This window comes from Duganella kummerowiae (assembly GCF_053572355.1).
On the sequence record NZ_JBKFEH010000002.1, the window covers coordinates 330,420 to 346,953 of the forward strand.

At 65.2% G+C, this 16,534-nt stretch carries 12 protein-coding genes; 7 read left to right on the forward strand and 5 right to left on the reverse strand.

Translation table 11 applies throughout. The features are described 5' to 3' along the window. Window position 1: 1 nt before the first annotated feature. Both ACLB1G_RS02255 and glpD read right to left on the reverse strand, forming a co-directional pair. Complete coding sequence (locus ACLB1G_RS02255) at window positions 2–1,015, reverse strand: Rpn family recombination-promoting nuclease/putative transposase (protein ID WP_491625543.1); 1,014 nt, start codon at window positions 1,013–1,015, stop codon at window positions 2–4. A 106-nt stretch (window positions 1,016–1,121) separates the two neighbouring features. After that, the gene (glpD, locus tag ACLB1G_RS02260) at window positions 1,122–2,693 is read right to left on the reverse strand and encodes a glycerol-3-phosphate dehydrogenase (protein WP_491625544.1); all 1,572 of its coding nucleotides are present in this window, start codon (window positions 2,691–2,693) and stop codon (window positions 1,122–1,124) included. A 143-nt stretch (window positions 2,694–2,836) separates the two neighbouring features. Between glpD and ACLB1G_RS02265 the strand changes: the two genes are divergently transcribed. Continuing rightward, window positions 2,837–5,185, forward strand: a complete 2,349-nt coding sequence (locus tag ACLB1G_RS02265) for a penicillin-binding protein 1A (protein WP_491625545.1) — start codon at window positions 2,837–2,839, stop codon at window positions 5,183–5,185. Window positions 5,186–5,249: 64 nt separating this feature from the next. Here the strand turns inward: ACLB1G_RS02265 and ACLB1G_RS02270 are convergent, their stop codons facing one another. Beyond that, the gene (locus ACLB1G_RS02270) at window positions 5,250–5,948 is read right to left on the reverse strand and encodes a TetR/AcrR family transcriptional regulator (protein WP_491625546.1); all 699 of its coding nucleotides are present in this window, start codon (window positions 5,946–5,948) and stop codon (window positions 5,250–5,252) included. 97 nt (window positions 5,949–6,045) lie between these two features. On the opposite strand from ACLB1G_RS02270, the gene ACLB1G_RS02275 reads away from it, so the two are divergent. Then, a complete protein-coding gene (locus ACLB1G_RS02275) occupies window positions 6,046–6,876 on the forward strand; it encodes a PP2C family protein-serine/threonine phosphatase (protein ID WP_491625547.1) in 831 nt (276 codons plus the stop codon). Between the two features lie 78 nt (window positions 6,877–6,954). Here ACLB1G_RS02275 and ACLB1G_RS02280 read toward each other — a convergent pair whose 3' ends face one another. Further along, window positions 6,955–8,688 (reverse strand): methyl-accepting chemotaxis protein, encoded by a 1,734-nt coding sequence (locus tag ACLB1G_RS02280; RefSeq protein ID WP_491625548.1) that lies wholly within the window; start codon window positions 8,686–8,688, stop codon window positions 6,955–6,957. 157 nt (window positions 8,689–8,845) lie between these two features. Between ACLB1G_RS02280 and ACLB1G_RS02285 the strand changes: the two genes are divergently transcribed. The 5 genes from ACLB1G_RS02285 (at window position 8,846) to ACLB1G_RS02305 (ending at window position 16,077) form a co-directional block, all read left to right on the forward strand. Continuing rightward, the gene (locus ACLB1G_RS02285) at window positions 8,846–9,784 is read left to right on the forward strand and encodes a 5'-nucleotidase (protein WP_491625549.1); all 939 of its coding nucleotides are present in this window, start codon (window positions 8,846–8,848) and stop codon (window positions 9,782–9,784) included. Between the two features lie 68 nt (window positions 9,785–9,852). Next, entirely contained in the window at window positions 9,853–13,293 is a 3,441-nt protein-coding gene (gene mfd / locus ACLB1G_RS02290) for a transcription-repair coupling factor (RefSeq protein ID WP_491625550.1), read from the forward strand. Between the two features lie 76 nt (window positions 13,294–13,369). Beyond that, a complete protein-coding gene (gene serB, locus ACLB1G_RS02295; protein WP_491625671.1) occupies window positions 13,370–14,212 on the forward strand; it encodes a phosphoserine phosphatase SerB in 843 nt (280 codons plus the stop codon). A gap of 49 nt (window positions 14,213–14,261) precedes the next feature. After that, complete coding sequence (locus tag ACLB1G_RS02300; RefSeq protein ID WP_491625551.1) at window positions 14,262–15,551, forward strand: acetamidase/formamidase family protein; 1,290 nt, start codon at window positions 14,262–14,264, stop codon at window positions 15,549–15,551. 52 nt (window positions 15,552–15,603) lie between these two features. Beyond that, window positions 15,604–16,077, forward strand: a complete 474-nt coding sequence (locus tag ACLB1G_RS02305; protein WP_491625552.1) for a VOC family protein — start codon at window positions 15,604–15,606, stop codon at window positions 16,075–16,077. A 204-nt stretch (window positions 16,078–16,281) separates the two neighbouring features. Here ACLB1G_RS02305 and ACLB1G_RS02310 read toward each other — a convergent pair whose 3' ends face one another. After that, a complete protein-coding gene (locus tag ACLB1G_RS02310) occupies window positions 16,282–16,530 on the reverse strand; it encodes a hypothetical protein (protein WP_491625553.1) in 249 nt (82 codons plus the stop codon). Window positions 16,531–16,534 lie beyond the last annotated feature (4 nt).

Consider the following 16,534-nt stretch of genomic DNA (forward strand, 5'->3'; position numbering starts at 1 on the left):
TTTATTCGAATACCTGCTTCAGCGATTGCGCCTCCGGCAACGCATCACTCCAGGCCTCCAGCTGCGCCAGGCTGGCTTTCGCCAGACGGCTTCTTACAGTCCTGGGCAAGGGACCGAAACGCCGGGTGAGTAGCCTTTCCAGCAGCGCCACGGCGCCTTCCCTGCGGCCTCGTTCCAGGCCTTGCTCCAGGCCTTGCTCCAGGCCTTGCTCCAGGCCCTGCTCCAGGCCCTTCTGCCTGCCTTTGTCCATGAGCCACTCCTCCAATGGGGTAATCCATTCGATGGTTCGCTTCATTTTGCGCTCCTTCTGCATCTTGAGAACAGCCCGCCAGTAGCGTTCCTGATACAAGCCAGGCAAAGCCATCATCCAGTTGATCACTTTGAACATGGTGATTATGCGCTGTTTGGGCCAGCCATGCTGGTACAGCAGCTTGGTGAGCTGCCACTTGGCCGCATACAGCTGCTCCGGGTCGTGCCGGGCCTGCTGTGTGCGCAGGTGTGCCACGGCAAGCCAGGCAAACGGGTTATGCGAGGCCAGCAGCTCGTCCATGCGGGCGGCGTAGTCAGCCAGTTTGGCGGTGGCGAAAGAGATACCCATCACCGTTCCCAGCACCTCGTTGTGAAAGGCATTGGGGCGCCAGTTGGCGTCTTCATCGGCAAGCAACACCAGGCTGGCCACCGGCCGGCCGTACTGCTTGAAGATGCGGTAATTGTAATCGAGTACACGGCTCGCCAGGGCGGCATCGCGCTGGGCCTGGACCTCAATATGGATCAGCACCAGCTGCATGCCGCCATCGCGCAACCGGACCTCGGCCAGCTTGTCCGCCACCAAGGCATTCGTGGCGGCTCCGAATCCTATCCCCTCCAACTCCTTGTCGCGAAAACGGGGCCGCTTGCTCCAGTCGATTTGAATGCTGAGCTCGGCAAAGAAGAACTCCATGAAGGCGCGGAAAGCATGCGTCATCGCGGCTTTCCAGGGCAAGTCATAGCGGGAGGGAGGAACGGTCGGTGGCATCGTCCCAGTCTACGGCCCGGCCCAGAGGGGCAGTATTGAGGAGGTTCAAAGGTGTGCGCCACAGCGCTGGCGCCGATGCGGCCATGCATGGAGGCGCAGGACTACGCTATTGACAGCCTGAAGCGCGCGCTGGCGCGCTAGACGGGCGCAGCTGCATGGGATGACTGTCCAGCCAGGATTGCAGCGTGTCCGCCGCGCCGGGCGGCAGGTGCAGGCCCAGCTTGGCGCGGCGCCATAAAATGTCCTGCGCAGTGCGCGCCCATTCGTAGCGGCGCAGATAGTCGATTTCCACCTGGTACAGCCCGGGCACCACTTCCGCCCCCATGTCGGACAGCTGCAGCCGTCCGCTCAACAAGGTGTGGATGCGGGTGCCGTAGGCGCGCACGTAGCGGCACAGCACCGGCGCCGGCAGCCAGCCGTAGCGGTTCTGCATGTCGCTGACCCAGTTACCGAATTCCAGCACGGCGCGGTTCTGCGGCTCGGCGCCGTAGATGTCGCCGCCCGGCAGGCAGGCGTCATGGGTCCAGCCGCCGTGGCGGTTCTCCAGCGGGCGCGACAGCATGTCGACCGCTTCCTCGGCCAGCTTGCGGAAAGTGGTGATCTTGCCGCCGAAAACGCTCAACAGGGGCGCGCCCTCCTGGTCCAACTCCAGCCGGTAGTCGCGCGTGACGGCGCTGGCGTCGGCGCCATCCTCCACCAACGGACGCACGCCGGAATAGGTCCACACCACGTCGCCCGGAGTGACCGGCTGCTTGAAGTAGCGGCTGGCCAGCTGGCACAGGTAAGCGATTTCCTGCTCGGAGATGGCGACCGCGTTGCTGTCGCCGTGGAAGTCCACGTCGGTGGTGCCGATCAGGGTGAATTCGCGCTCGTAGGGGATGGCGAACACGATGCGCCCGTCCGGATGCTGGAAGATGTAGGCATGGTCATGCTCGAAGATGCGCCGCACCACGATATGGCTGCCCTTGATCAGGCGCAGGTGGCGCGCTTCCTTGCGCGGCAGCGCGCCGTGCAGGAAATCGGCCGTCCACGGGCCGGCCGCGTTGACCACGGCGCGCGCGTGGACGCGGATCTCGCCGCAGCCGGCTTTTTCCAGCGTGGCATCCCAGCGGCCCGGCTGGCGCTCCAGCTGGCGGCACACGGTGCGGGTCAGGATGGTGGCGCCCTTCTCGGCCGCGTCCATGGCGTTCAGCACCACCAGCCGGGCGTCGTCCACCCAGCCGTCCGAATAGAGGAAACCTTCGGTATATTCAGGCTTGAGCGGCTGGCCAGCCGGATGGCGGCGCAGGTCCACGCCCGATGAACCCGGCAGCAGCTCGCGCCGCGCCAGCAGGTCGTACATCAGCAGCCCGGTGCGTATCAGCAGGGCCGGACGCTGGCCGGTGTCGCGCGGCATCACGAAGCGCAGCGGCCACATGATGTGCGGCGCGCTGCGCAGCAGCACCTCGCGCTCGATCAGGGCCTTGCGCACCAGGTTGAATTCATAGTGTTCCAGGTAGCGCAGGCCGCCGTGGATCAGCTTGGTCGAGGCCGAGGAAGTGTGCGCGGCCAGGTCATCCTTCTCGCACAGCACCACCGACAGTCCGCGACCGGCGGCATCGCGCGCGATCCCGGCGCCATTGATGCCGCCTCCGACCACCAGGAGATCGCAATCGAGTGTGTGCTGCGGTTCCGCCATGTGACACCAGCTGCTGTGAAATGAATGTTAGTGATATATCAACAGGATATATCATACAACACTATGGCACAGGCGGCATTTAAGGGAAAGGATTTTTCGATGGTCTATAATCGCCCGCACCAGATCACCAAGGGATAATTGTCTTGACTGCTTCCACACCCGATTTGTCCACCTGGCTGACCCGCCGCAACCTCATCCGTGGCTTCATCGGCCTGGCCCTGGCAGGACTGCTGGCGGCCGGCGCCCTGCTGGCCTATGCCCTGCTGTGGGTGGCGCCCAACCTGCCGGCGCTGGACGCCATCACCGATTACCGGCCCAAGATCCCGCTGCGCATCTACACAGCCGACAAGGTGCTGATCGGCGAATTCGGCGAGGAGCACCGCGACTTCATCCCCATCAAGGACATGCCGGAGATGATGAAGAAGGCCGTGCTGTCCATCGAGGACAAGCGCTTCTACGAGCACCACGGCATCGACTGGCTGCGCGGCCTGGGCGCGCTGCGCGCCAACATGGGCTTCCGCCGCGCCCAGGGCGGCTCCACCATCACCATGCAGGTGGCGCGCAATTTCTACCTGAGCCGCGACAAGGCCTACGCCCGCAAGCTCAACGAGATCATGCTGGCCATGAAGATCGAGGCTTCGCTGAACAAGGACCAGATCCTGGAGCTGTACATGAACCAGATCTACCTGGGCCAGCGCTCGTTCGGCTTCGGCAGCGCCGCGCAGAGCTATTTCGGCAAGCCGGTCAAGGACCTCAGCATCGCCGAGATGGCCATGCTGGCCGGCCTGCCGCAGAATCCGGCCAACCACAATCCGGTCTCCAACCCCAAGCGCGCCCGCCAGCGCCAGCAGCTGGTGCTGAAGATGATGCACGACCAGGACGTCATCACCGACGCGCAATATGAGAAAGCACGCCACGAGACCCTGCACATCAACCGCCGTGGCCAGGAATTCGACACCCACGCCGAATACGTGTCGGAACTGGCGCGCCAGGCCGTGTACGCCCAGTTCAAGGAAGAGTCGTACACGCGCGGCATCAGCGTCTACACCACCATCCTGAAAGCCGACCAGGACGCAGCCTATGAATCGGTGCGCCGCAACGTGCTGGCCTACGACCAGCGCCACGGCTACCGCGGCCCGGAAGCCTTCATCACCCTGCCCGAGGGCGAGGAGGAACGCGACGACGCCATCGAGGACGCGCTGCAGAAGCGTCCCACCAGCGACCGCCTGATCCCGGCCGTGGTGCTGGAGGCCGGCCCCAAGGCGGTCAAGGTGCAGAATCCGCAGGGCGAGGAGCTCACCATCAGCGGCGACGGCCTGAAGCTGGCCGCGCCCGGCCTGTCGGACAAGGCCAGGGATGGCATACGCCTTCGCCCCGGCGCCGTGGTGCGCATCATCAAGGGCGACAAGGGCGCCTGGGCCATCACCCAGGTGCCGCAGGTGGCGGCCGCCTTCGTGTCCATCGACGCGGTCACCGGCGGCTACCACGCGCTGGTGGGCGGCTTCGACTACAACCTGCAGAAGTTCAACCACGTGACCCAGGCCTGGCGCCAGCCCGGCTCCTCGATCAAGCCATTCGTGTATTCGTCGGCGCTGGAGCGCGGCTTCTCGCCGGCCACCCTGATCAACGACGTGCCGCTCACCCTGCCCGGCTCGGAAACCGGCAATGAAGTGTGGAGCCCGCAGAACGACGACGGTGTGTTCGACGGTCCGATCAGCATGCGCATGGCGCTGTCCAAGTCCAAGAACGTGCCCTCGGTGCGGCTGCTGCGCGCCATCACGGTGCCGTATGCGCACAACTACCTGGGCAAGTTCGGCTTCACCCTGGCCAAGTGGCCCAGGAACCTGACCATGGCCCTGGGCACCGGTTCGGTCACCCCGCTGCAGATGGCCGGCGCCTACGCGGTATTCGCCAACGGCGGCTATAGCGTGCAGCCCTACCTGATCGAGCGCATCGTCGACGGCGACGGCAAGGTGATTTCGGAAGCCAAGCCCTCGGCCACGCTGCAGGACGAGGCGCGCGTGATCGATCCGCGCAACGCCTACGTCACCGACAGCATGCTGCGCGAAGTGACCCGCACCGGCACCGGCGCCGAAGCCGGCAAGCTGGGACGTCCGGACATCGCCGGCAAGACCGGCACCACCAGCGACGCGGTCGATGGCTGGTTCGCGGGCTACGGCGGCGGCATCGTGGCGGTGTCGTGGATGGGCTATGACGATCCCAAGTCGCTGGGTGGGCGGGAATTCGGCGCCACCGTGGCCATGCCCATCTGGATAGACTACATGCGGGTGGCGCTCAAGGGCCGCCCGCCGCAGGAACGCTTGGTGCCGGCCGGCCTTACCCAGGTCGATGGCGAATGGCTGTACGACGAATTCACCGGCGACGCCGCGCGGCGCACGCTGGACATGGACGACCAGGAACCGCAGGCGGAATCGGTGCAGCCGGTGCCGCCACCGGCCCCGCCAACGGCGCCCACGCCTCCCACCAATTGAGGGCAACCGCGGGCGACTGACGGCGACGGCAGACGGCAATGGCGCCCCGAGCGGGCGCCGCTTTTTATGCCGCCACAGCCGGCCGCGGCCGCAGGCTGCTGCGCACGAAGCGCACCGTGCTGTCCGCAAACTGGTCCGGCGTGACCTGGGCCGCGCGGTACTTCCAGCGCTTGACATACCAGTCCTGGAACATGGCCAGCACGTGGGCCGCCAGCAGCTCCGCGTCGCAGCCGGCCGGAGTGCCGACCTCGCGGATGGCGCCGGCCAGCAGGCCCTGCACATACAGTTCCGAATCCTTGGCCATGCTGCGCTGGTCGGGCGGCAGCACGCGCGAATCCATGAATACGAAGTAGAACCAGGGCTGCAGGATTTCGGACAGGTAGATCGAGGCCCGCACCAGCGATTCCAGCCGCAGCATGGCATCGCTCACGTCCGAGAACAGCAGCGGCACCTCGTGGGTGGTGTGGCGCACCACATCCTCTATCATCTCGGCCAGCTGGTCCTTGCCTGCGATGTAGCCATACAAGCCACCCATGGACAGTCCGGTTTCGCTGCACAGGTCGCGCAGGTTCATGGCCCGGAAGCCGCTCTCGTTGGCCAGGCGGAAGGTGGCGTTGAAGATTTTTTGAAGGTTTTCCAATGCGGGCTTGCGGCGCTTGACGCCGATACGCTGCGCATTGCGGTCCAGGATATAGCTCCAGATATTGTCGCCATCGACTGGCGTCATGCGCTGGAATTGTTGGAAGTCCAGAAGTACCGGCAAGGATCGCTCCGAAGATGAGGTTGGCCGCCGATTATAGCGCGGGGCGCGGTCGCCCATGCTAGGATGAGGGCATTACTCGGCTCTGCGGGAGGCCTGTTTGGGCGAATGGAAGCAACTGACGCCGTCGCAGCCGCTGCGGCTGCGCTTTGGCACGGCATATGGCCTGACCGACGTCGGCACGGTACGGGAAGTCAACCAGGACAATTTCCTGATCGATCCCGACCTCGGCCTGCTGGCCGTGGCGGACGGGATGGGCGGCCACGACGCCGGCGAAGTCGCCAGCAGAGAAGCCCTGGCCCTGCTGCACCGATACCTGCGCGACAGCGGGCGCGCGCCGCACCCCACGCCCGCAGCCGGCGGCAATGATGCCGGCATCGCACCAGGAGCGGCCGGCATCCAGGCCATGCTTGCGCTGCAGGCGGCGCTAGACCACGCCAACGCCGGCATTTACGAGCACAACCGCGTCCTGCGCCAGCCCGAGGGGGCGGGCATGGGCACCACGCTGACCGGCGTATGGCGGCCGCTGGCCGATGGCCCAGTCCTGGTGTTCCACGTCGGCGACAGCCGATTGTACCGCTGGCGCGCAGGCCGCCTGACCCAGGTGACGCGCGACCAGACCCTGTATCAGCAGGCGCTGGAAGCCGGCGTGCGCCACATGCTTCCGGCCCGCAACCTGCTGCTGCAGGCGCTGGGCCCGGCCGCCAGCATCCAGCCAGAACTGCAGAGCATCGCCGTGCTGCCCGGCGACGCCTACCTGCTATGCAGCGACGGCCTGCACGGCGACACCGCCGCCGCCAACATCGCCTCCGTACTGGAGCAGCTGGACGCCGCCGGCCTGGAAGCCTGCTGCGCCCGCCTGGTGGAGATGGCCAAGCTCGACGGCAGCCGCGACAACATTACCGCCGTCCTGCTACAGTGCGACGGCTAGACAAGGCAGCCACCATGCTGCCCAGGCAGCACCATGCGGCCTGGCGGCGGCTTCCCCTCTCGTCCGGAAAGTCCGGATTCAAAACTCTTCCCAATCATCGCCGGCGGCCGGCGCCGCCTTGCGCGGGGCCGGCTTGGCCAGCGTCACGGACTGGGCAGGGGCCTTGGCCTTGGCGCCGGCGGGCGGCGCCGAGGGCCGCCGCGCCGCCGCCGGAGGCGGCGCCGCGCCCTGCTCCATGCGGAACACGCTGACCACCTGTGCCAGCCGGGCGGCCTGCTCCTGCAGCGAGGCCGCAGCAGCAGCCGCTTCCTCCACCAGCGCCGCGTTCTGCTGGGTGACCGTGTCCATCTGCCCCACCGCCATGTTGATCTGGTCGATGCCGGTACTCTGCTCCTGGGTCGCCATGGTGATTTCGCCCATGATATCGGTAACGCGCTGCACGCTGGTGACGATGTCCTCCATGGTGGAACCGGCCTCGCCCACCAGCCTGCTGCCCGCGCCGACCTTGTCGACCGAATCGACGATCAGGGCCTTGATTTCCTTGGCCGCCGCCGCCGAACGCTGCGCTAGGGTGCGCACCTCGCCCGCCACCACCGCGAAGCCGCGGCCCTGCTCACCGGCGCGGGCCGCCTCCACCGCTGCATTCAGGGCCAGGATATTGGTCTGGAACGCGATGCCGTCGATGACGGCGATGATGTCCACGATCTTGTTGGACGATTCGTTAATCGAGGCCATGGTCTGCACTACCTGGGCCACCACCTCGCCGCCGCGCACGGCCACGCTGGACGCCGTGGCGGCCAGCTGGTTGGCCTGGCGCGCATTGTCGGCATTCTGGCGCACGGTACTGGTGAGCTCCTCCATCGACGATGCGGTCTCCTCCAGGGAGCTGGCCTGCTCCTCGGTGCGCGAGGACAGATCCAGGTTGCCGTTGGCGATCTCGGTGGAGGCCGTGGCGATGGTGTCGGTGCCGTTGCGCACCTGGCCCACGATGCGTATCAGGCTATCGTTCATTTCCTTCAAGGCGCCCAGCAACTGGCCGGTTTCCTCGGTGGTGCTAACCTCGATGCGGCTGGTCAGGTCGCCCGAGGCCACGGTCTGCGCCACCTGCACCGCTTGGTTGATGGGCGTGGTGATGGCCCCCGTGATATAAGCCGCGCAAGCCACTGCCACCAGGGCCGCGACCAGGGCCGATATGCCCATGATCCACTGGGCCCGGCCGATCGCCTCGCCGCCGCTGCGCACGCTGGCGTCGGCCACATCGATATTGAGCTGCTCTATCTTCTTCAGCGTGCCCTCGGCCTTGAGGAACAAGGGGCGCGACGATTCGTACACACGGTAAAAGTCGGCGAACAGCGCCTTCTGCTGCTGCTCGTCCTGGTTCGAGGCCATCTTCCCGATCAGGGCGCCCAGCTTGTCGTCCACTGTTTTCCAGGCCGCCCAGTCGGCCATGAATTGCTTCCACAGCACGGCTTCCTCGTCGGTCTGCGGCAACGGCTCATACAGCTTCCAGCCGGCGTCGATATTGGCCCAGGCCTTTTGCCGCAAGCGGATCACCTCGGCGAACTGGTCCTGCGCCTTGTAGTTTTCCTCGAATACCGCCGTGTACAGCGTCGCGGCCGACACGGCGGTCTGGCCTTCGCTCACCTGCAGCAAGCCCTGTACCGACGGCAGCCGCACCACGCCGATTTCGTTCACGGCGCCACCCACCGTGCGGATGCCCATGTAGCCGGCCGCCCCCACCACCATCAGCGCAATGATCATGACGCCCACCAGCGTGGCGAGTTTCCATTTGATGCGTAAATTCCTGAACATGCTGCTCCCTAGCGTGTAAATTGTCCTATATCAACAAATATGCGGGCTGGCGTGCGTTGCGTCAATAGCAATATCCTGGCTTGTGGTGCGCAGCGCACAGGCGACGTCGCCCCCAAATCTGCATTACACTTGGCGTTACACCAAGATTGAGCCGCCCATGCCCTACCCCATCGAGCAGAAACTGGTGATCGGGATCGCCTCCAGCGCCCTGTTCGACCTGACCGAATCGCACCGCGTCTACCTGGAACAGGGCGCCGAGGAATACCGCAAGTACCAGGAAGCCTTGCACGGCGTGGTCCTGCAGCGCGGCGTGGCCTTCCCCTTCATCCGCCGCTTCCTGAACATCAACAAGCACTATCCGCGCCAGGCCCCGGTGGAGGTGGTGCTGCTGTCGCGTAATTCGCCCGAGACCGGACTGCGCGTCATGCATTCCATCGCCCACTACGGCCTGGACATTTCGCGAGCCTGCTTCGTGACAGGCAAATCGCCGTACAGCTACCTGCCCGCCTTTAACTGCTCCCTGTTCCTGAGCGCCAACGAGGAAGACGTGCGCAAGGCGCTGGCGGCCGGCTATCCGGCCGGCCTGGTGCTGCCCTCGCGCACCGCCGATGACGAGGACGATGCCGAACTGCGCGTGGCCTTCGACTTCGACGGCGTGATCGCCGACGACGAATCGGAAACCGTCTACAAGCGCAACAACGACGTGGCCGAATTCCACGCCCACGAGCGCCAGCACGTGGGCACGCCGCACCGCCCCGGCCCGCTGGCCGGCCTGTTCCAGCGCCTGGCCACCATGCAGCGGCTGGAGGAAAGGGCGCAGCGGCGCGATCCCGATTACCGGCGCATCCTGCGCATCGCCATCATCACGGCGCGCAGCGCCCCCTCGCATGAACGGGTGGTGACCACGCTCAAGAGCTGGGGCGTGTCGGCCAACGAGACTTTCTTCCTGGGCGGGATGGAGAAAGCCCGGGTGCTGGGCGTGTTCCGGCCCCATATCTTCTTTGACGACCAGCTTACCCATCTGACATCGCACACGGACGACATTCCCATGGTGCACGTGCCGTTCGGCGTGGCCAACCTGCCTGCGGCCGGCTGACCACGCCCCTGCGGTGCATGCACTATAATGTCGGGGCGCCGCAACTCACTGTCGAATATACGCTGTTGATGCCATCAGACTTGACCATCCCACTGCCCAAGCCGGGCACCCGTTTTGTGTTGCCAGCCCTGTACGGCTCGGCCGACGCCTATGCCCTGGCGCGCATCGCGCTCGAACTGAAGGCCCAGGGCCGCATGCTGGCCGTGATCGCGGCCCAGGCCAGCGACGGCCAGCGCCTGCGCGACGAAATCCCCTGGTTTGCCGCCGGCCTGCGCTGCCATTTGCTGCCGGACTGGGAAACCCTGCCCTACGACGCTTTCTCGCCGCACCAGGATCTGGTGTCCGAGCGCCTGGCCACCCTGCACGAAATCCGCAGCGGCCAGTGCGACGTCATGATAGTCCCGGCCACCACGGCGCTGGTGCGCATGGCGCCGCCCTCCTTCCTGGCCGCCTACACCTTCTTCTTCCAGCAAGGCGAGCGCCTGGATGAAGCGGCACTCAAGTCGCAGCTGACCCTGGCCGGCTACACCCACGTAACCCAGGTGATGTCGCCCGGCGAATACTCGGTGCGCGGCGGTCTGATCGACCTGTTCCCCATGGGCTCGGCCCTGCCCTACCGGCTGGACCTGTTCGGCGACACCATAGAAACCATACGCACCTTCGACGCCGACAGCCAGCGCTCGCTGTATCCGGTCAAGGAAGTGCGCTTGCTGCCGGGCCGCGAATTCCCCATGGACGAGGCTTCGCGCACCACCTTCCGCAGCCGCTGGCGCGAACAGTTCGAGGGCGATCCCTCGCGCACCGTGATCTACAAGGACATCGGCAGCGGCATCGCCTCGGCCGGCATCGAATACTATCTGCCGCTGTTCTTCGAGCAGACCGCCACCCTGTTCGACTACCTGCCGGACGGCGCCGGCCTGGCCATGGTGGGCGACGTGGACGCCGCCATCAAGCGCTTCTGGACTGACACCGAATCGCGCTACCGCTTCCTCAAGGCCGACCGCGAGCGCCCCATCCTGGCGCCGCAGGAGCTGTTCCTCGGCGACGAGCAATTCTTCACGCTGGCCAAGCCCTACGGCCGTATCGCCATTGCCAAGGAGCTGGACGGCAGCCCGTCCACGCTGTCGGCGCCGATACCGGACGTGGCCGTGAACCGCCACACCGACGACCCGCTGACCAACCTGCGCAGCTACCTGATGCAGTCCGGCCGCCGGGTGATGATCTGCGCCGACTCCAATGGCCGCCGCGAAACCCTGCAGCAGTACTTCAATGAGTACCAGCTGCCCCTGGTCCCGGTGGAAGGCTTCCAGGGCTTCACCGCTTCCGACGCCAAGGTGGTGCTGGGCGTGGCCCCGCTGCAGGCCGGCTTCGCCCTGGCCACGCCGGAAGAGCAGCTGGTGTTCATCACGGAGACCGAGCTGTATGCCGGCTCCGGCCGCCGCGCCGGCAAGAAGAAGCAGGAAGGCGCGACCCAGGTCGAATCCATGGTGCGCGACCTGTCCGAGCTCAAGATAGGCGACCCGGTGGTGCACGTGAACCACGGCATCGGCCGCTACATGGGCCTGACCAGCATGGACCTGGGCGAAGGCGAGACCGAATTCCTGCACCTCGAATACGCCAAGGACACCAAGCTGTACGTGCCGGTATCACAGCTGCACGTGATCTCGCGCTATTCCGGCGCCTCGCCCGAGGATGCGCCGCTGCACACGCTGGGCTCGGGCCAGTGGGAAAAGGCCAAGCGCAAGGCCGCCGAACAGGTGCGCGACACGGCCGCCGAGCTATTGAACCTGTACGCCCGCCGGGCCCTGCGCCAGGGTCACGCGTTTGAATACTCGGCGCACGACTACGAGCGCTTCGCCGACAGCTTCGGCTTCGACGAGACGCCCGACCAGGCGGCCGCCATCAACAACGTGATCCGCGACATGACCTCGGGCAAGCCCATGGACCGCCTGGTGTGCGGCGATGTCGGCTTCGGCAAGACCGAGGTGGCGCTGCGCGCCGCCTTCATCGCCGTCATGGGCGGCAAGCAGGTCGCCATCCTGGCCCCGACCACCCTGCTGGCCGAGCAGCACGCCCAGACCTTCGCCGACCGCTTCGCCGACTGGCCGGTGCGCATCGCCGAAATGTCGCGCTTCCGCACCGGCAAGGAGATCGCCCAGGCCATCAAGGGCATGGCCGACGGCACCCTGGACATCATCATCGGCACCCACAAGCTGCTGTCGGAGGACGTCAAGTTCACCCGCCTGGGCCTGGTCATCATCGACGAGGAACACCGCTTCGGCGTACGCCAGAAAGAGGCGCTGAAATCGCTGCGGGCCGAGGTCGACGTGCTGACCCTGACCGCGACGCCCATCCCGCGTACCCTGGGCATGGCGCTGGAAGGCTTGCGCGACTTCTCGGTGATCGCCACCGCGCCGCAAAAGCGGCTGGCCATCAAGACCTTTGTCCGCAGCGAGAGCGAATCCATCATCCGCGAAGCCTGTTTGCGCGAGCTGAAACGGGGCGGCCAGGTGTACTTCCTGCACAACGAGGTGGAGACCATCCAGAACCGCCTGGCCATGCTGACCGAGCTGCTCCCCGAAGCGCGCATAGGCGTGGCCCACGGCCAGATGCACGAGCGCGACCTGGAAAAAGTGATGCGCGACTTCGTGGCCCAGCGCTTCAACATCCTGCTGTGCACCACCATCATCGAGACCGGCATCGACGTGCCGACCGCGAACACCATCATCATGCACCGCGCCGACAAGTTCGGCCTGGCCCAGCTGCACCAGCTGCGCGGCCGGGTCGGCCGTTCGCACCACCAGGCCTATGCCTATTTGCTGGTGCACGATGTGCAATCGCTGACCAAGCAGGCGCAGCGCCGCCTGGACGCCATCCAACAGATGGAGGAACTGGGCAGCGGATTCTACCTGGCCATGCACGACCTGGAAATCCGCGGAGCCGGCGAGGTGCTGGGCGACAGCCAGTCCGGCGAGATGACCGAGATCGGTTTCCAGCTGTACTCCGACATGCTGAACGAGGCGGTACGTTCGCTCAAGGCCGGCAAGGAACCGGACCTGGCGGCGCCGCTGGCCACCACCACTGAAATCAACCTGCACGTGCCGGCCCTGCTGCCGGCCGACTTCTGCGGCGACGTGCACGAACGCCTGTCGATCTACAAGCGCATGGCCAACTGCGAACAGCAGGGCGCCATCGACGACCTGCAGGAAGAATTGATAGACCGCTTCGGCAAGCTGCCGGATGCGGTCAAGGCGCTGATCGAGACCCACCGGCTGCGCATCGCGGCCAAGACCGTGGGCATCATCAAGATCGACGCCCACGGCGAAGCCGCCAACCTGCAATTCATGCCCAAGCCGCCCATCGACCCGATGCGCATCATTGAGCTGATCCAGAAGAACCGCCAAATCAAGCTGAATGGACAGGACAAACTGAAGATCACCGCCAGCATGCCGGACCTGGCAGCGCGGGTGACCCACATCAAGAACGCCATCAAACAATTGACCGCCTGACGGCGTATTTACAGCTAGCCCAAAAAACGCTAACTCGGAACTGTTCTCACTTGTCATGACTAACGCAAAAACCACCATGAACCTGGTCCTGCAGGGACTGGACGACAGCGCGGCACGCCTGGAACGCATCGCCGCCCTCACCGCCCCCACCCGCACCGTGTGGCTGGGTCCCAACGCGCTGCGCTGCGAAGGCATCAGCTTCTCGCCGGCGCTGCGCCAGACCATCGAAGTGGCGGCCCAGGCCGCCCAGCTGGACGCCACCTACACCATCGGCCTGCACAAGATGAGCGACTTCAGGCTGGTCGCCATGGACATGGATTCCACCCTGATCACCATCGAGTGCATCGACGAAATCGCCGACATGCAGGGATTGAAGAAAGAAGTCTCCGAGATCACAGAGGCCGCCATGCGCGGCGAACTGGATTTCTCCGCCAGCCTGAAGGCCCGCGTGGCCCTGCTCAAGGGGCTGGACGCGTCGGCGCTGGAGCGCGTGTACGAGGAGCGCCTGCAGCTGTCGCCGGGCGCCGAAACCATGCTGGCCGCGGTGCAGGCCGCCGGCCTGAAGACGCTGCTGGTGTCGGGCGGCTTCACCTTCTTTACCGAGCGCCTCAAGCAGCGCCTCAAACTGGACTACACCCACGCCAACGAGCTGGAAATCGTGGACGGCAAGCTGACCGGCCAGGTGGTGGGCGGCATCGTGGACGCCGAGGAAAAGAAACGCACCGTGGAGCGCGTGTGCGCAGAGCTGGGTGTTCCGACCTCGCAGGCCATCGTCATGGGCGACGGCGCCAACGACCTCAAGATGATGAGCATCGCCGGCATGTCGGTAGCCTTCCGCGCCAAGCCGGTGGTGCGCGAGCAGGCCACAGTGGCGCTCAACTACGTGGGCCTGGACGGCATTTTGCCACTGCTGGCCTAGGCGCAGCCCGCGCGGCCCGGTCGGCCGCACCACTCACCGGGAGACCTTGATGGGTATGCACCGCACGCTGTCCGTGGTTTTGTCATCATTCATCCTGTGGGGCGCTGCCGCCCGCGCGGACGAGCAATGGGTGCTGGCCCTGGACCGCTGGGGCAACCTTTCCTATTCGGTGCTCACGCTTAAGCCGGACGGCAGCGGCGACCTCGATGGCGATCCCGTCACCGCCCGGCGCGATGGCGGCGCGCTGCGCTTCACCGCCACGGACAAGAACCAGGCCGAATACCGCTACAGCGCCACGTCCGCCGGCGACACTTATGCCGGCACGGCCGACTTCCCCGACAATAACTACGCCGAACGCCGCGTCACGCACAGCTTCACGGCGCGCCGCATACCGGAGCGCGCGGCGGCCGGGCCGCAAACCCACGACTATGCGCCCACCAGCTTCTCCAATGAGTTCAGCCCGCACCGCGCACCGGTGCTGACCATCTGGCCGGGCGACAGCGTACACACCCAGACCATCGATTCCGGCGGCATGGACGAACATGGCAACACGCGTGCCCTGTACGGCAATCCGCAGACCGGCCCGTTCTACGTGGCAGGCGCCATGCCGGGCGATACCCTGGTAGTCCACTTCAAGCGCCTGCGCCTGAACCGCGACTGGGCCGACAGCCTGGATGGCGTCGTGGGCCGGGCCCAGACACCCTACCTGGCCACCCAGGTAGCGTCCCTGGGCAAGCCGGTGCGCTGGACCCTGGACCGCCAGCGCGGCGTCGCCTACCCCAGCCAGCGCGACGGCGCGCTGTCCCAATTCAGCATCCCGCTCAAGCCCATGCTGGGCGGGCTGGCAGTTGCCCCGGGCAACGGTTCGCCGCCGATTTCCACCGGCGATACCGGCCGCTTCGGCGGCAATATGGATTTCAACGAGATAGTCGAAGGGAACACCGTCTATCTGCCCGTCATGCAACCCGGCGCCCTGCTCTACCTGGGCGACGCCCACGCCGCCCAGGGTGACGGCGAAACCAGCCAGTATGCGCTGGAGACCTCGATGGACGTCGAATTCTCGGTGGAGCTCATCAAGGGCCGCCCGGTCAGCATGCCGCGCGTGGAATCGCCCACGCGGCTCATGGTGCTGGGCCAGGCGGGTTCGCTGGACGATGCCCTGCGCGCTGCCACCTCAGGCATGCTGCAATGGCTGCAACAGGATTATGGCTTGACACTGTCCCAGGCCACCCAGGTGCTGGGCGGCGCCGTCCATTACACCATAGCCAACCTGGCGGGCCGGAGCGTCGGTGTTTCCGCCCAAATCAATAAAGCCGGTCTGCAGCGCCTATCGCGCTGAATCCATGCTACGGTCTTGCCAGGCGATCCCGCCTGCGTAAAGGAGATTTACGATGAGCAAGAATACTATTTGCCTTTGGTATAACCATGATGCTCAGGAAGCTGCCGGGTTTTATGCCCGGACTTTTCCCGACAGTGAGGTGACTGCAATACACCGCGCCCCTGCCGATTTCCCCGGCGGTAAAAAGGGAGATATATTGACAGTGCAATTCCGTATATTGGGCATACCCTGCCTGGGCCTGAATGGCGGCCCCATATTCAAACACAGCGAAGCATTTTCTTTTCAGGTAGCGACCGATGACCAGGCTGAAACCGACCGTTATTGGGATGCGATAGTCGGCAATGGCGGCCAGGAAAGCGCATGCGGCTGGTGCAAGGATCGATGGGGTATATCCTGGCAAATTACCCCCCGCGTATTAACCGACGCACTCTCCAAGGGCGGTGATATCGCCCAGCGCGCATTCGCAGCGATGATGACCATGCAAAAGATAGACGTAGGCCAAATCGAAGCGGCGATACAGGCCTAGCACGCTTTTTCGAACCAGAAATTGGCGCGATCACGCCAATTCCTGGTCGCCGCGAGGGTGTCGTGGCGCCGCAGCTCCTGCGCCTAGGATCAGGAATTCCGTGAGATTACCCCGCGAAATTTTCGATCCGAGCTTGCTTATTCCAGCCCACATTACCTTTTTCGTTCCCCGCTCCGTCTTTAAGGAAAGGAATCAGCGCCAGCGTCAGTCCAGTTCCGAATGGGCGATCAATTCCCCGGTTGCGGGGATATCATCGTAAGCCTTGCGTACAAACACCTTGAAGAAAAGTGCTCTCACATACGAGCTGAGGGAGAATCCATCCTGTGGGTCGCGGTAACTGGACGTGGATACCTGGAAAAGGCGCCGCACGCCCAATTGCCGCATCGTAGCCATGATGTTATACAGGCGTATATACCGTCCCATATAACCGGTGGCTCCGAGGGCAAGCTTCATTTCA